Origin of the sequence: Iodidimonas sp. MBR-22 (assembly GCF_029946565.1) — a bacterium.
Classification (GTDB): Bacteria; Pseudomonadota; Alphaproteobacteria; order Sphingomonadales; family Rhodothalassiaceae; genus Iodidimonas; species Iodidimonas nitroreducens.
In genome coordinates, this window is the sequence record NZ_JARKVQ010000005.1 from 150980 (window position 1) to 166214 (window position 15235).

At 57.5% G+C, this 15235-nt stretch carries 14 protein-coding genes and 1 other RNA gene; 11 read left to right on the forward strand and 4 right to left on the reverse strand.

Annotated features, from left to right (window positions below; translation table 11 throughout):
- Positions 1–68: 68 nt before the first annotated feature.
- From QK300_RS05850 to QK300_RS05870, 5 genes are all read left to right on the forward strand, one after another.
- Positions 69–356, forward strand: a complete 288-nt coding sequence (locus QK300_RS05850) for a hypothetical protein (protein ID WP_281300665.1) — start codon at positions 69–71, stop codon at positions 354–356.
- Complete coding sequence (locus QK300_RS05855; RefSeq protein WP_281300664.1) at positions 356–658, forward strand: cell division protein ZapA; 303 nt, start codon at positions 356–358, stop codon at positions 656–658. Before QK300_RS05850 ends, QK300_RS05855 begins: the two co-directional genes overlap by 1 nt.
- 12 nt (positions 659–670) lie before the next feature.
- Positions 671–829, forward strand: a non-coding RNA gene (ssrS, locus tag QK300_RS05860) — 6S RNA.
- A 50-nt stretch (positions 830–879) separates the two neighbouring features.
- Positions 880–1488: a 5-formyltetrahydrofolate cyclo-ligase gene (locus tag QK300_RS05865; RefSeq protein ID WP_281300663.1), complete on the forward strand. Its 609-nt coding sequence runs from the start codon at positions 880–882 to the stop codon at positions 1486–1488.
- Positions 1489–1504: 16 nt separating this feature from the next.
- Positions 1505–2320 carry a TIGR00282 family metallophosphoesterase gene (locus QK300_RS05870; protein ID WP_281300662.1) on the forward strand — a complete coding sequence of 272 codons (816 nt, stop codon included), beginning with the start codon at positions 1505–1507 and terminating at the stop codon, positions 2318–2320.
- Between the two features lie 26 nt (positions 2321–2346).
- Here QK300_RS05870 and QK300_RS05875 read toward each other — a convergent pair whose 3' ends face one another.
- Positions 2347–3117 (reverse strand): cell filamentation protein Fic, encoded by a 771-nt coding sequence (locus tag QK300_RS05875; RefSeq protein ID WP_348651836.1) that lies wholly within the window; start codon positions 3115–3117, stop codon positions 2347–2349.
- A gap of 111 nt (positions 3118–3228) precedes the next feature.
- Positions 3229–5088 (reverse strand): M2 family metallopeptidase, encoded by a 1860-nt coding sequence (locus tag QK300_RS05880; protein WP_281300660.1) that lies wholly within the window; start codon positions 5086–5088, stop codon positions 3229–3231.
- A gap of 357 nt (positions 5089–5445) precedes the next feature.
- Between QK300_RS05880 and traT the strand changes: the two genes are divergently transcribed.
- Together traT and uvrB are read left to right on the forward strand one after the other, a co-directional pair.
- On the forward strand, positions 5446–6270 hold the full coding sequence (gene traT / locus QK300_RS05885) for a complement resistance protein TraT (protein WP_281300659.1): 825 nt from the start codon (positions 5446–5448) through the stop codon (positions 6268–6270).
- 176 nt (positions 6271–6446) lie between these two features.
- Complete coding sequence (gene uvrB, locus QK300_RS05890) at positions 6447–8639, forward strand: excinuclease ABC subunit UvrB (RefSeq protein ID WP_281300658.1); 2193 nt, start codon at positions 6447–6449, stop codon at positions 8637–8639.
- A gap of 66 nt (positions 8640–8705) precedes the next feature.
- Here uvrB and QK300_RS05895 read toward each other — a convergent pair whose 3' ends face one another.
- A complete protein-coding gene (locus tag QK300_RS05895) occupies positions 8706–9389 on the reverse strand; it encodes an arylesterase (RefSeq protein WP_281300657.1) in 684 nt (227 codons plus the stop codon).
- Between the two features lie 115 nt (positions 9390–9504).
- Here QK300_RS05895 and QK300_RS05900 point away from each other — a divergent pair, with 115 nt between their 5' ends.
- The 4 genes from QK300_RS05900 to QK300_RS05915 all read left to right on the forward strand — a co-directional run bounded on the left by QK300_RS05900 (position 9505) and on the right by QK300_RS05915 (position 14349).
- A complete protein-coding gene (locus QK300_RS05900; RefSeq protein WP_281300656.1) occupies positions 9505–10224 on the forward strand; it encodes an ABC transporter ATP-binding protein in 720 nt (239 codons plus the stop codon).
- Entirely contained in the window at positions 10221–12755 is a 2535-nt protein-coding gene (locus QK300_RS05905) for an FtsX-like permease family protein (protein WP_281300655.1), read from the forward strand. Before QK300_RS05900 ends, QK300_RS05905 begins: the two co-directional genes overlap by 4 nt.
- A gap of 130 nt (positions 12756–12885) precedes the next feature.
- Positions 12886–13653, forward strand: coding sequence for a Bax inhibitor-1/YccA family protein (locus QK300_RS05910; protein ID WP_348651831.1), 768 nt, complete (start codon positions 12886–12888; stop codon positions 13651–13653).
- 111 nt (positions 13654–13764) lie between these two features.
- Positions 13765–14349 carry a TetR/AcrR family transcriptional regulator gene (locus QK300_RS05915; protein WP_281300654.1) on the forward strand — a complete coding sequence of 195 codons (585 nt, stop codon included), beginning with the start codon at positions 13765–13767 and terminating at the stop codon, positions 14347–14349.
- Here QK300_RS05915 and QK300_RS05920 read toward each other — a convergent pair.
- Positions 14334–15005, reverse strand: coding sequence for a COQ9 family protein (locus QK300_RS05920; protein WP_281300653.1), 672 nt, complete (start codon positions 15003–15005; stop codon positions 14334–14336). The two genes, QK300_RS05915 and QK300_RS05920, sit on opposite strands and share 16 nt — an antisense overlap.
- Positions 15006–15235 lie beyond the last annotated feature (230 nt).

A 15235-nucleotide genomic window follows, 5' to 3' on the forward strand; every position in this document is an offset into this window, starting at 1 on the left:
GGTTGGCGATGGACCCCGAAAGATCGGTGGCGACCGGAGGGGCCGAGCGCATGAACGGAGACAGATGGATGACGATGGAGACAGGAAGCGGTGCCCTTGATAAAGCCACCCGGCGTTTGAAAACGGCAATCAAGCGCCTTGAAACGGCTTTGGCCGATCAGCAGGCTCAAAATCAGAACCTGTCGCGGCAATTGGCCGAACTTCGCAGTGATGCCCGGAAAGACAGCGAAAAAGATCAGATCATCGCGCAACTGCATGATGAGGTCGAAAGCCTGCATCAGCAGCGTCAGCAGATGAGCCGTAAGCTCGATGAAACCATCGCCACGGTTGAACGGCTGATGCGGAGTGCCGCCTGATGGGCCAGATCAGTGTCAGCGTGAATAGCCAGAATTATACCCTTGCCTGCCGCGATGGTGAGGAGGAACGCCTGCGCGATCTGACCCGGCAGGTGGATGAAAAAGCGCGGGATCTGTCGCAAAAGCTGGGGCAGGTGGGGGAAGCGCGCCTGCTTTTGATGGTGTCCCTTCTTTTGGCCGATGAATTGCGCGATCTGCGCGAACAGGGGCCGGGCCAGGAACGCGACTGGGCGGCGGCAAAATTGCTCGATGATGCCGCCCTGGAGATCGAAGGGATTGTTGAACGGCTGCAAAGCGCTTAAATAAGGGGCTGGCGGGTTCTGCCCGGTGCGTGCGGCACTGTGAATCCCTGGGGCGATAATCTTCCGAATGGGAGCTGTCCCTGATCGGGCCCTGGTCCGGTTATTACGGCACCCACCTGGTGCAACTGGCGCCAGAGGATCGACAAGACCCACGGCCATGGTGGGCCCGCCAACCTTGCCGCAGCTTTGAAAGAGACAGCCCAGACAGGAAAGACACAGGCTTGACCAAGGATGCCTTGCGCAGCATCGCCCGGCAGCAGCGCCTAAAGCTGATCGAAGCGGACCCGGGTGCAAGCGAGCGGCTGGCGCGTCATCTGCTGCCGCATTTGCCGGCCCTGATGGCGGATCGGGGTTTGACGGGGCCGATCGCGGGCTATCGGGCGCTGGCCGATGAAATCGATCCCGCGCCGGTGCTGGATGGGCTGCATCGGGCGGGCATGGCTTTGTGTTTGCCGCGTGTGTGGGGGGCGGCCCGGCCCTTGCATTTTCACCGCTGGCAGCCGGGTGATCCCCTGCAGCCGGGGGCTTATGGGATCATGGAGCCTGCGCCCACAGCCGCGTGCATCGATCCTGTGGTGCTTTTGGTGCCGCTTTTGGCTTTTGATCGCCATGGCCATCGTTTGGGCTATGGTGGCGGTTATTATGATCGCACATTGGCGGCGCTGTCTGCGCGCGGCCCGCTTTTATCCATTGGTCTTGCCTTCAGGGGGCAAGAGCTTTTATCCCTGCCCCATGAAGCGCATGACAGGTCCCTTGATCTGATTGCAACGGATGAGGGGCTGCTCTGGCCCGAGCCGCTGGCCGCGACCTTAAAAGATATCAACTTCTGACACGACAAGGATTTTCATGCGCGTTCTTTTTCTGGGCGATATTCTGGGCCGACCGGCGCGGCAAAAGCTGATCGAGATGCTGCCCCAATGGCGGAAAGATTGGCGGCTCGATTTTGTCATTGTGAATGGCGAAAATGCGGCGGGCGGTTTCGGCATTACCGGGGCCATTGCCGCCGAGATGCTGGCGGCGGGGGTGGATGTGATCACCACCGGCAATCATGCCTATGATCAAAAAGAGATCATGGCGGATATCGACCGCGAGCCAAGGCTTTTGCGCCCCGCCAATTATCCCGATAGCGCGCCGGGGCGGGGCTTTGGCGTTTATGATGCGCCGCGCGGCAAAAAGGTTCTGGTGATCAATCTGATGGGGCGGGTGTTCATGAATCCCCTCGATGATCCCTTTGCCATTGCCGATAAAATTCTCAAGCGCCATGCGCTTTCAAGCCAGCTTGCCTTCAGCCTCATCGATTTTCATGGCGAGGCCACCAGCGAGAAAATGGCGATGGGGCATTTCGCCGATGGCCGGGCAAGCTGTGTTGTGGGCACCCATAGCCATGTGCCCACCGCCGATGCCCAGATCCTGCCCAAAGGCACCGCCTATCAAACCGATGCCGGCATGTGCGGCGATTATGATTCGGTGATCGGCATGGACAAGGACGAGCCCCTGCGCCGCTTTACCAAACACATCCCCGGCGGGCGCTTCAGCCCGGCTTTGGGCGAGCCGACTCTGTGCGGCATCATGGTTGAAAGCAATGCCGAAGGCCTTGCCACCCGCATTGAGCCGGTGCGCATCGGCCCCCGTCTTTCGCAGGCCGTGCCTGTTCCCGGCTAAGCTGCAAGCCGCTCATCCGTGCAGGATCATTTTTTGGGAGATGACAGAATTGCCTCTGCTGCCGGGTGGCAAGCGGTGATGAAAGCCATCATTTCGCTGGCATCTTTCGAGAGATAAAAACGCACCATCTTTTCGTTGAATTCCTGCGCCTTAGAGGCGGGCACACTGATCGCATCAATCCCATGCGACATCAGAACGCCGTTCATCATGAAGCGCGATGTACGCTTGTTGCCGTCGAAAAAGAACTGTTGCAAGGCACCAAAAAGAAAGAAGGCGATGGCGCGCTCGAAGGGGCTACATTCCTGCAAGGCAGCAACGCCTGTTTGAAAAACCCGGTTCAGGTCCGGCGCACCGGGGCGGGTTGGTAAAGGGGCGTAGCGCCCATATTCACCGAGGCTAACCTGCGGGGAATAGGTCGTCTCTTGGCCTTCGCCGCGAAAAACACCCCATTCAAGGGCTTCCTTGCGGGCGATGATGCCGTTCAATTCGGTGAAGACCGGCTTTGACAGCGTGAATTCGCCGTTTTTGATCATGGCCAGCAGCCGTTTTGCGCTGTCCGCCAGATTGAGGACCTGCTCCTGATCGGAAATCTTGCGCCCGCCAATGGTCACGCCATCCAACAGGGTTTGCACCTCGACAAAGGTGAAGGGGTTCCCCTCAAGCATCGCGGCATCCCATATATATTCAGGGAGCATCTTATGAAAATGAAAGCACACGCGCTCCATCGCATACGACGGAACGGTTCTTGGCAGCGCCGCTCTATCCCAATGAAAACCAAGCGCATCAAAGACTGTCATATCGCTCAACCCATCCGCCATCAGCCATCAAACAGGCCGCTATAAACAGCGCCCTATCATGCCGAGACGAAGGGAGGGCCTGAGCCCCCCCCTTCGTCGATAAGATGCCGCTCACCAGCCGCAGGCGCGATCCTTGTTCTGTTCATCGAGCCATGTTTTCAAGGGCGCGAAATAAGCCAGAATGGCGGTGGCATCGGCCTTTGATGTGCCGGTGAAGGCGGCCAGGGCTTCCTGCCAGCTTTTGGATGCGCCCATTTCCAGCATGGCGTTGAATTTTTCCCCCACGTCCTTATTGCCATAGATCGAACAGCGATGGAGCGGGCCTTCCCATCCGGCCAGTTCGCACGCCGCGCGTTGGAACTGGAACTGGAAAATATGCGACAGGAAATAGCGCATATAAGGCGTATTGCCCGGAATGTGGAATTTGGCACCGGGATCAAAGGCATCGCCGGGGCGCTCATCCGGGGCGCGCACCCCTTGATAGGCTTCCCGCAAGGCCCACCAGCCTTCATTATAGGTTTCAGGGGTTAATTCCCCTGAAAAGACCTGCCAGCGCCATTTATCAACCATCAGGCCAAACGGCAGAAATGCCACTTTATCAAGGGCCTGGCGCAGCAAAAGCCCAAGATCGGCCTCGGCCGAGGGCAGGGTTTCCAACAAGCCGATCTGCTGAAGATATTCGGGGGTGATGGAAAGCGCGATCATGTCGCCAATGGCTTCATGAAAGCCATCATTGGGATCATCGCGGAACATCGGATCCTGCACCGCATAAGCGCGCTGATAGATATTATGGCCGATTTCATGATGGATGGTCTGGAAATCCTCAGCATCCACCTTGGTGCACATCTTGATGCGGATATCGTCGATATCATTCAGGTTCCACGCCGAGGCATGGCACACCACATTGCGATCTTCGGGCTTTAAAAACAGCGACCGCTCGTAAAAACTTTTGGGCAGGGGGTCAAAGCCCACGGAGGTGAAAAAGCCCTCGGCGGTTTTCACCATATCCAGTTCGCTATAGTTTTTTTCCTTCAAAAGAGCGGTGAGATCAAAGGCCGGGGCGGTGCCTTCGGGGGCGACCCTATCATAAACATTGCCCCAGCTTTGCGCCCACATATTGCCCAGCAGATGCGCCGGAATGGGCTGATCGAGCGGCACCAGATCATCGCCATATTTTTCATTGAGCTTGGCGCGCACATGGCATTGCAGGCCATCATAAAGCGGCTTCACCTCGCCCCACAGGCGATCCACATCCTTTGCAAAATCATCGGCGGGCATATCATATTTCGACCGCCACATGGTGCCGATATCGGCGAATCCCAGATCGCGCGCCCCTTCATTGGCGATCTCGACCATGCGGGCATATTGGTCTTTCATCGGCACGGCAACGGTGCGCCAGCCTTCCCAGGCTTCCAGCAATTCGTCGGGGTCCTGAGACGAGCCGATCACCGCTTCCAATTCGGTGAGGCTCAAACAGCCATCCTTGCGGGCATAGGCGGCCAGCGTGCTATCGCCGCCCTCGGGGCAATAGGTGCCGGTGCCATATGATGCTTCGAGATTGGTGGTGATTTCGGCCAGTTCAGCGGTGGCCTTAGCATCGCCCTGGGGCGCGGGGAGGGTGAGGCCAAGGCGCAACAGCTCGATCTTGCGGGCGATATCGGCAGGCAGATCAAGGTCGCGATAAAGGCTAGCTTCCTGCGCCAGTTCAACGCCCAGCGTGGTCATCTTCTCGGAGCTTTTGGCGCTCAGCCAATTGGTATCGAAGGTGATGAAATTGGCATTCACCCAGGCGGTGCGGGCAGCGGCTTCGGATTCGCGTGTCACGGTGGCTTCGGCGCGCTCCACAAAGGCAATGGCATCCTCCACCGTGGGGGAGGCGCTTTGCTCATTGGCGGGTTCGCAGGCAGCAAGGGCAAAAAGGCTGGCCCCCAGCAAAAAATGTCGGGCAATCGTGCGTTTGGATGGTCCCATGATCATCAGTCCCTTTTTCTCATTCTTCTTGTTTATTTGATCGTTCTCGTCCCGATCTGATTGCTGAGTGGAAACCCGGCGGGGGCGCTTGTCAAGATGGCAGGGGTTTTGACCCCCACGGGGAATTGGTCAGGAAGGGAATTGTTCAGGATCTGTGCCCCAGCAAAGAGGATTGGTTGCAGGGTGATTTCACAAAAACTTCAATATTGATTTAACGATTATTTAACAATTTTTTAAACCAAAACCCTATTTATTTATCAAAATACAACTGTAAATTTTAATTTATTGCAAATTATGGCGAGATTGTGATACGAGAAATTCAATCACGAGACTCAAAAAATAAAGGGAGTTAACGCCATGTTTAGAAAGACTTTTTCTGCTATTTTACTGGTGACGCTTTTGGGCGTGACTGCAGCCTGTACGGATGTTTCACGGGGTTTGGGCAAGCTGACGGCCAATAAATTTGCCGATCCGCGCAGCGGCACCAATTGGGTGATCGCGCCCCCACAGCTTGATCCACCACGGGTTGCCGATAAAACCGTTTATATCTCGTTTCGCAATCTCAGCGATGCCGATGTCAATCTGTTGAATGAACTGCGGTCTGGTGCTTCGGCCCTTGGCTGGGTGCTGGTCAATGATCCGGAAAGCGCCAAATATCGCTTGCGTGGCGATCTGCGTTTCTTTGGCGAGGTCGCTCCGGAATCGGGGGGGCTGGGCGCTGCTTCCGGTTTAGGGATCATTTCAGGTGCGGCCACCGCTGTTGGGGTCTATGCCCTTTCCGATACCATCATGGGCAATAATGCTTCGGCAGCTATTGGCGGGGTTGGTGGTGGTTTGGTGGGGCTTGGGATCGCCAATGCATCACGGCCACGCGAATGGGCCATGATCCTTGATTTCGTGCTCGAGGAATATAAAGACCAACCGGTGGAGTTCACCTTGGCAACCGATGCAAACAGTGCGCGTGTTGATGCAACGGGTGCGGGCAGTGGGCGGATGACCTCTGGGGGCGGCGAAACCAAAACCAACAGCTCTACCGCCACATCAACCCGCACCAGCAATTATTTCCCCCATGGGGTTCGGCTCACCGCCTGGGCCAATCAGATGAACATGGGGGAAGCGGAAGCCATTCCGCAGATTCTGCCTCGTGTTGAACGGGTGGTGGCGCAAATCCTCCCACAATGACGAAGATGCCCTGAATGGGTTCTGACCCTGAATTCAATAGAACGCCTTTCCAAAGATCACTGCTTTGGAAGGGCGTTTTTTTTGGCGGATATGGCTTGGCCCTTATCTTTTGGCAAAGGGCTATGGATGGCTGTGGGCCCTTCACATTTGCGAAAGGCGGGCGCATATAAGGGGCTATGTCTCAGCCCCAAAGCCATATCAATCCCCATGTGTTCATCCCGCCCAAGGCCGCGCGGCCAGAGAAAACCGAGGGCGGGATCGCCTTTCGTTTGGCCAGCGAATTTGACCCCGCAGGCGATCAGCCCCGCGCCATTGCCGAATTGATCGCGGGCCTGAAGGAGGGCGAGCGCAATCAGGTGCTGCTGGGGGTGACCGGATCGGGCAAAACCTTCACCATGGCGCAGGTGATTGCCCAAACCCAGCGGCCCAGCCTGATTCTTGCCCCCAATAAAACGCTGGCGGCCCAGCTTTATGGCGAGTTCAAAAGCTTTTTCCCCGATAATGCGGTGGAATATTTCGTCAGCTATTATGATTATTATCAGCCCGAAGCCTATGTGCCCCGCACCGATACCTTTATTGAAAAGGAATCGACCATCAATGAACAGATTGATCGGATGCGCCATTCCGCCACCCGGGCGCTTTTGGAACGCGATGATGTGATCATCGTTGCCTCGGTGTCGTGCATCTATGGCATTGGCTCGGTTGAAACCTATTCCAACATGACCCTGAAAATCGCCGTGGGGGATGCCCTTGATCATCGCGAATTGCTGCGCCAATTGGTGGCTTTGCAATATAAGCGCAATGATCAGGCCTTCAGCCGGGGCACCTTTCGGGTGCGCGGCGATGTGATCGAGATTTTCCCCTCGCATCTGGAAGATCGGGCCTGGCGGCTTTCGATGTTTGGCGATGAGGTGGAAAGCCTGCAGGAATTCGATCCCCTGACCGGGCAAAGCCATCACAGCTTTGAAGAGATCAAGCTTTACGCCAATTCCCATTATGTGACCCCGAAACCGACGCTGGAACAGGCGATCCGGCAGATCAGAAACGATATGGTCGAGCAGGTGAAGCGCTTTACGGATGAGGGCAAGCTTTTAGAAGCCCAAAGGCTGGAACAGCGCACCCAGTTTGATCTGGAAATGATGATGGCCACCGGCGCCTGCCCCGGCATCGAGAATTATTCCCGCTATTTATCGGGCCGCAATCCCGGCGAGCCGCCGCCCACTTTGTTTGAATATCTGCCCGATCATGCGCTTTTGTTTGTGGATGAAAGCCATGTTACCGTGCCGCAGGTGGGGGGCATGGCGCGGGGCGATCTGCGGCGGAAGGCAACGCTGGCTGATTATGGCTTTCGCCTGCCCGCCTGCGTGGATAACCGGCCTTTGCGGTTCGAGGAATGGGAGGCCATGCGCCCCCAATCGCTGTTTGTTTCGGCCACTCCCGGCCCTTGGGAGATGGAGCAGACGGGCGGGGTTTTTGCCGAGCAGGTGATCCGTCCCACCGGGCTCATCGATCCACCGGTGGATATCAGGCCGGTGGAAAGCCAGGTGGATGATCTGATGCGGGAAACCCGGCTGATGGCCAAGCGCGGGCTGCGGGTTCTGGCCACCACCCTCACCAAAAGGATGGCCGAGGATCTGACCGAATATCTCCATGAAAATGGCATCCGCGTGCGCTATATGCATTCCGATATCGATACGGTGGAGCGCATCGAACTGATCCGCGATCTGCGGCTGGGGGTTTATGATGTGCTGGTGGGGATCAATCTGCTGCGCGAAGGGCTGGATATTCCCGAATGTGGGCTGGTGGCGATATTGGATGCCGACAAGGAAGGCTTCTTGCGGTCGGAAACCTCATTGGTGCAAACCATTGGCCGGGCGGCGCGCAATGTGGATGGCCGGGTGATCCTTTATGCCGATAAGCGTACGGGCTCGATCGAGCGCGCTTTGGCTGAAACGGAACGGCGCCGTAACAAACAGATCGCCTATAATGAGGCCCATGGCATCACCCCCCAAAGCATCCGGCGCGGCATTTCCGATGTGATGGGGCATGTGGCCAATGCCGATTATCTGACCATCGATACCGGGGTGGATGGCCGTCTTGATCGCACCGGCGATAATCTGAAAACGGTGATGGCCGATCTGGAAAAGCGGATGCACGCCGCCGCCGCCGATCTGGAATTCGAGGAAGCCGCCCGCCTGCGCGATGAATTAAAGCGGTTGGAAGATGCGGATCTGGGAATTTTATCGGGGGCTTTGAAGCAGATGCATCCCCGCGATCAGGGGGCAGCGGGTGGCCGGGAAAAAGGCCGCTCCACCGCCGGTCGGCCCGGCACCCGCACGCACAAGGCCAAAGCCAAAGCAAAATGGTAGGGCGAAATGGTGAGGGATCGCAATCCCGGCAAATAATCTGATCATGACACAACACCCCTTTCAGGGTTACGCGCCTGTCGGGGCAGGGCGGTCGAGGGCCTTTTTCACAAAGGGTAGGATCCGATCCACCATGATCCCAATGCCTTCGGCGGTGGGATGGATGCCATCATCAAGATTAAGCGCCGGATCCGCCGCCACGCCATCAAGGAAAAAGGGATAGAAAACCACATCATGCTCTTTCGCCAGTGCGGGGAAAAGGCTGTTGAAGCGATCCTGATAATCCGCCCCCATATTGGGCGGGGCCAGCATTCCCGCCAGCAAAACCCGAATACCCCGGCTTTTGATATCGGTGATCAGGGCATCGAGATTATCGCGGGTGATTTCGGGCGCGATCCCGCGCAAGGCATCATTGGCCCCCAGTTCCAAAATCACCAGATCCGGGGTTTTGCCATCAAGGGCGGATAAAGCCCAATCGAGCCGGGATCGGCCGCCGGTGCTGGTATCGCCTGAAACCCCGGCATTGATCACGCGGACCGGCTGATCACAGTCCTGATCGAGGCGGCGCTCAAGCTGACCGGTAAAGCCCTGCCCGGGGGCGAGGCCATAGCCCGCCATCAGGCTGTCGCCAAATCCGATGATGATGGTTTCGGCGTCTGCTTTGGCTTCCTGATCAGACTCATCTGCCTGCCCCGCCAAAACGGGGGTGAGCAGGGAAAGGGCTGCAAGCAGTGATCCGAGCAGCAGCCTCATCGCGAATGGGATGAAGGGATATCTCGGCACTGGCCTTGGGCGCGCCTTTCGGGGCATGATGGTGGCGAAGACGGCAGACGGGTTTTTATCATAAAATATGGTCATGGAGAAAAAGATGGCGTTGCCACGTCAGATAATCAATCTCTCAAATGTTGAACTGACATTGAACAGCGCCGCCGGACCGGTTCATATCCTGCGCGGCATCGATCTGGCCATTGATGAAGGCAGCACCCTTGGCATTGTTGGGCCATCGGGATCGGGCAAATCCACCCTGATGGCGGTGATGAGCGGGCTGGAGCAGGTGAGCCATGGCCGGGTCGAGGTGGATGGGCTTGATCTCACCCATCTTGATGAAGATGCGCTGGCCCTGCATCGTCGTCAGCGGATCGGGATTGTTTTGCAGGCTTTTCATCTGATCCCCACCATGTCGGCCCTTGAAAATGTGGCGGTGCCTTTGGAATTGGCCGGGCGGCGCGATGCCTTTGCGCGGGCCCAAACCGAGCTGGAGCAGGTGGGGCTTGGGCATCGGCTGGATCATTATCCGGCGCAATTATCGGGGGGCGAACAGCAAAGGGTGGCGCTGGCCCGGGCCATGGCCCCGGATCCGGCGATTTTATTTGCCGATGAACCCACGGGCAATCTGGATACCAAAACCGGCAGCACTATCATCGATCTGATGTTTGCGCAGCATCTGGCCCGGGGCACCAGTCTGGTGCTGGTGACCCATGATCAGCATCTGGCCCGGCGCTGTGATCGGATCGTGCAGATGGCGGATGGCCTGATTGTTGGTGACGAGGGCACCAAAGCGGCCATCAAGCACGAGGCCGCACAATGATCAGCCGCTCCCCATCCACGCCTCTGGTTTTCCGCCTGATGCTGCGGGAATTGCGTGAAGGTCTCTCGGGCTTCCGCATATTTCTCGCCTGCCTGATTTTGGGCATCGCGGCGATTGCGGGGGTGGGCTCATTAAGTGCGGCTTTATTGGCGGGCATGGCCGATCAGGGGCGGGTTCTGCTGGCGGGGGATGCCGAAATCCGCAGCCAGCATCAGGATTTCACCGCCGAGCAACAAGAGTGGATCAAAGCGCAGGGGCAGATTTCGCGCGCGGTGCGCGGGCGGACCAATGCCTTTGCGCCGGCAACCGATCAGCGCACTTTGGTGGAATTTCGCGCCGTGGATGATAGCTATCCCCATTATGGCGCATTAGAAACCAGCCCGCAGATGGATCATCAGGGGCTTTTCGCTCCGCGCGATGGCCAATGGGGGATTGCGGTGGATGAAACCTTGGCCACCCGCCTTGATCTCGATCTGGGGGGGATCATCAGATTGGGCAGTGTTGATTTTGAATTACGTGCCTTCATCACCAATGAACCGGATCGCGCCAATTTCGGTTTCGAGCTTGGCCCTGCGGCGATCTTTGATCTGGGGGCTTTGCCCCAAACCGGGCTGATCCAGCCGGGCAGCCTTGTCACCTATGTGTATAAGCTGCGCATGGCACCCGAAATTGATATCAAGGCATGGGAGAAAGAGGCGCGCAGCCTGCATGAGGGGGCAGGCTGGCGGATTCGCACCCGGGATAATTCCGCCCCCAATATTCGCCGGGTCATCGATCAGATGGGCAGCTTTCTCACCCTTGTGGGGCTCACGGCTTTGCTGGTGGGGGGTGTGGGGGTTGGCAATGCCGTGCGCGCCTATCTTGATCGCAAATCCGATACCATCGCCACCTTAAAGGTTTTGGGGGCCACCGGCTGGATGATTTTTGCGATTTATCTGGTGCAGGTGATGGCCCTGGCCAGCATTGCCGTGCTGGCGGGCTTGGCAATTGGTGCGGGATTGCCCTTTTTATTGCAGGATTTCATCAGTGATCGGCTGCCGGTGCCGCCCTTGTTCGGTTTTTATGCCGCCCCTTTGTTCAGTGCGGTGATCTATGGCTATCTGATCACTTTTGCCTTTGCCATCTGGCCTTTGGGGCGGGCGCGGGATATTCCCGCCCAGCGCCTGTTTCGGACCATGGTGGCCGATCAGGCCAGCCGCTTGCGGCCGGTGTATCTGCTGATGCTTGGTGTCTCGATTGTGTTGATCATCGCGGCCGGGATGCTGTTTTCCGAAGAACGGCTTTTGGCGGGCGGATTTATTCTGGCGGCGGGTGTTTCGCTTTTGGTGCTGCGCGGGGCGGGGGCGCTGGTGGCAAGGCTGGCAGCGCTGGTGCCCCGGGTTCATTCCCCGGGATTGCGGCTGGCGATTGCCAATCTGCATCGCCCCGGGGCGGCTACCGGGCCGGTGGTGGTGTCATTAGGCTTGGGGCTTACCCTGTTTGTGATGATGGCGCTGGTGGAAGGCAATATGACGCGCGAGGTCAATGGCCAGATACCGCAAAATGCCCCGGCCTTTTTTTTCGTGGATATTCAGCCCTGGCAATATGATGATTTCGTGTTGGCCGCCCGGGATATTCCCGGTGTGGATGGGTTGGAAACCGTGCCATCCCTGCGCGGCACGATCACCAAAATCAACGAAACGCCCGCCGAAGATTGGGATGTCAGCAAGGGATCGGGATGGGTTTTGCGCGGGGATCGCAGCTTGAGCTATGCCGTCCAATTGCCCGAAGAGAATAGCGTGGTGGCGGGGGATTGGTGGGCTGCCGATTATCAGGGGCCGCCGCTGATTTCCTTTTCCGCCGAAGAAGCCCGCGATCTGGGTATCGGGGTGGGGGATCGGATGACCTTATCGATTCTGGGGCGTGAAATCGAAGCTGAAATTGCATCCTTGCGCGAACTGGAATGGGGCAGCCTGCAATTCAATTTCGTTATTCTGTTTGATCCCCATACGCTGAAAAGCGCGCCCCACAGCTATATGGCGACCCTGGAAGCCCCCGGCGAGGCCGAAGCACTGGCCTATCGCAGGTTGACCGATCAGTTTCCCAATGTCACGGCGGTGCGAATCAAGGATGTGTTGCAATCGGTCAGCGATATTTTAGGCACTGTGGCGGCGGCGGTGCGGGCGATGGCGGCGGTCACCATCTTTGCCGGCATTCTGGTTCTGGCCGGGGCGATGGCGGCGGGCTATCGCAATCGGGTTTATGATAGCGTGGTGATGAAGGTTCTGGGGGCCACAAGGCCGAATATCCTGCGGGCCTATATTCTGGAATATATCCTTTTGGGCAGCGTCACCGCTTTGGTGGCGTTGTTGCTTGGGGGCCTTGGCGGTTATCTGGTGATTGCTTATGTGCTGAAAATCAATTTTGTGCTGATGCTTTGGCCGATGGTGATCATCGCTGTTTTCAGCATGGCGATCACTGTCATTTTCGGCCTTTTCAGCACATGGTCGGCGCTTTCGGTGCGCCCGGCGCGCCTTTTGCGGGCGGCCTGAGGGCGATCTTTGGGCGTTCCCGATTGGATATGACGATTTTTGTCCGCTTTTGCTTGAACTGGGGGGGCAGGACGCCGATATTTGTGCTAATCCTAAATCGCACCCGTTTATATAAGGATGAGGCGAGCAGATGGTCGAAAGATTTGAACGAAATTACGCGCCGGGTCAGGCTGGTACGCAGACCAAGGCTGATGTGGATGCGGGCTTACGGGCCTTCATGCTGCAGATTTACAATTACATGACCGGCGGCGTGCTGCTGACCGGCATCATGGCAATGCTCACCTATCGCGTTCCTGCCATTCAGGAATTGCTTTACAATATTGTGCCCACGGCGCAGGGCCCTGCCATTGCCGGGATGACCGGGCTTGGCTGGATCGTCACCTTTGCCCCCCTTGGCTTTGTGCTGGTGATGTCGTTTGGGATCAATAAATTATCCACCAGCGCGGCGCAGGGCCTGTTCTGGGCTTTTGCGGCGGTGATGGGCTTGTCTTTGTCGTCGATCTTTTTCACCTACACAGGCGCATCCATCGCCCGCACCTTTTTCGTGACAGCGGCTACCTTCGGCGCGCTCAGCCTTTATGGCTACACCACCAAGCGGGATCTGAGCGCCATGGGCAAATTCCTGTTTATGGGCCTCATCGGGCTTTTGATTGCCATGGTGGTGAATATCTTCATGGGATCATCGATGCTCGATTTCGTGATCTCGGCGGGTGGCGTGCTGATTTTCGCCGGCCTTACGGCTTATGATACCCAGCGCTTGCGCAATCTTTATTTCCAGATTGGCCATGATCATGCGGTTGCGTCCAAACATGCAATCATGGGGGCGCTTAATCTCTATCTCGATTTCATCAATCTCTTCCTGTTTTTGCTGCGCTTCATGGGTACATCCCGTAATTAAGCTCTGATTTGATGGGCTTTGAGATTGTAACACACTGATCAACCCGGTCTGGAAACAGGCCGGGTTTTTTGCGCCCAGGATTTTCTGGATTGAGACGGAAAGGAATGATGTTTGGCCAGCCGCTCTTTTGATCGCTCAGAGCTGATTGCCCGATTGGCAAATGTTTTTCGCCATTATGGCTATGAAGGGGCAAGCCTTGCCCGCATCACCGCCGCCACCGGCCTTGGTAAGGGCAGCCTTTATCATGCTTTTCCGGGTGGCAAGGAAGAGATGGCTCTGGCGGTTTTGCGTGCTTTGGATGAAGCCACCACCGCCGAAATCCTGCACCATCTGGGGGGCGATCATCCCCCCTTGGCGGCCTTTGGCCTGATGTTTGAGGGCATGCGCCGCCATTTCGATGAGGGCCGCAGGATCTGCCTGATCGGGGCTTTTGCGCTGGAAGGCAGCCATGAACGCTTTCCCCGGCTGATCAGCGGCCATTTTAACGGTTGGCGGGATTCCATGGCCGATTGCCTGGTGCGCGGCGGCCTGAAGCCTGCGCACGCCACGCGCCTGGCGCTCGATATTCTGGTGGCTATGGAAGGCGGGCTGGTGCTGGCGCGGGGGCTTGATGATCCTTCGGTTTTTATGGAAGCTATCGCCCATCAGGAAGCCAGAATCGCCGCCCTTTTGGCAGCGCGTCAGCGCACGGGATAGCGCAGGCGCCCCAAAAAGCGGGTGAGGGACGGCAGATTTTCGGTGCTTTTGCGCCATTGCGCCTTCAGCTTTTCAAATTGCATCACATTTTCGATCCGGCGGTCGAGAAACGCCCATGTCTCGGCACAATCTTCGGAATCATCAGCGATCCATACCAACAGGCATGAGGAATAAACCGCAGCCAGCGTTGCCCGCTTGGTATAGTGATTATAATCGGTGGAGCGATCCCCCAAGGCATGCCAGATCACATCCACAGTGCGCCACAGGCTTTTCGCTGATAGGGCGGCATTCTGGGGCAGGGCCAAAACCCCCAGCGCCCGGCGCACGGCTTCGCGATGGGGCGCGGCCTGCTCGAATCGGATGCGGATGGCGGCGGTGATGCGGGCTCTGATCCGCTGATCCATGCCATCGGGATCGGCAGCGCGGCGTTCCAACTCGTCCAGCATCAGGCGATCAGCCCGGCGCATCATATGATCGATGGCCTCCAGCGGTCCGCCGGGGAATACCAGCCGCACGAAGCCTTGCGTCAATCCAAGCTCCGTCCCGGCCCGGTTCATCGCCGCCCATGTCCAGCCATCGAAAGCGGCGTGGATCATGATCGCTTCCACCAGATCATCGCGCCATTCCTGCGGTATTCGGTCGTCTGCGCTGGTCATTGTCTGCCTTTCCAGGATCAAGCGGGCAGTGTAGCTTTGTGCCCTTGGTCTCGCAAGCCATTCACCCCCTTACCATAGCGGGCATCCTGTGATAGAGTGCCGCATAAGATGATGAATGCAAGTCCATCGATGCGCCGGGGCTTTCCCGCCTCTTGGCCCATGGGTGGTTATTTTTTGCATCCGGTGCAATCTGGCTTGTTCTTGGCGGCTGCCTCTGCTATCGCGGGCGG

Coding starts and splice junctions, on each gene's coding strand:
- QK300_RS05850 (WP_281300665.1), top strand. CDS start 69: ATGACGATGGAGACAGGAAGCGGTGCCCTTGATAAAGCCACCCGGCGT.
- QK300_RS05855 (WP_281300664.1), top strand. CDS start 356: ATGGGCCAGATCAGTGTCAGCGTGAATAGCCAGAATTATACCCTTGCC.
- QK300_RS05870 (WP_281300662.1), top strand. CDS start 1,505: ATGCGCGTTCTTTTTCTGGGCGATATTCTGGGCCGACCGGCGCGGCAA.
- QK300_RS05875 (WP_348651836.1), bottom strand. CDS start 3,117: ATGACAGTCTTTGATGCGCTTGGTTTTCATTGGGATAGAGCGGCGCTG.
- QK300_RS05880 (WP_281300660.1), bottom strand. CDS start 5,088: ATGGGACCATCCAAACGCACGATTGCCCGACATTTTTTGCTGGGGGCC.
- traT (WP_281300659.1), top strand. CDS start 5,446: ATGTTTAGAAAGACTTTTTCTGCTATTTTACTGGTGACGCTTTTGGGC.
- uvrB (WP_281300658.1), top strand. CDS start 6,447: ATGTCTCAGCCCCAAAGCCATATCAATCCCCATGTGTTCATCCCGCCC.
- QK300_RS05895 (WP_281300657.1), bottom strand. CDS start 9,389: ATGAGGCTGCTGCTCGGATCACTGCTTGCAGCCCTTTCCCTGCTCACC.
- QK300_RS05900 (WP_281300656.1), top strand. CDS start 9,505: ATGGCGTTGCCACGTCAGATAATCAATCTCTCAAATGTTGAACTGACA.
- QK300_RS05905 (WP_281300655.1), top strand. CDS start 10,221: ATGATCAGCCGCTCCCCATCCACGCCTCTGGTTTTCCGCCTGATGCTG.
- QK300_RS05910 (WP_348651831.1), top strand. CDS start 12,886: ATGGTCGAAAGATTTGAACGAAATTACGCGCCGGGTCAGGCTGGTACG.
- QK300_RS05920 (WP_281300653.1), bottom strand. CDS start 15,005: ATGACCAGCGCAGACGACCGAATACCGCAGGAATGGCGCGATGATCTG.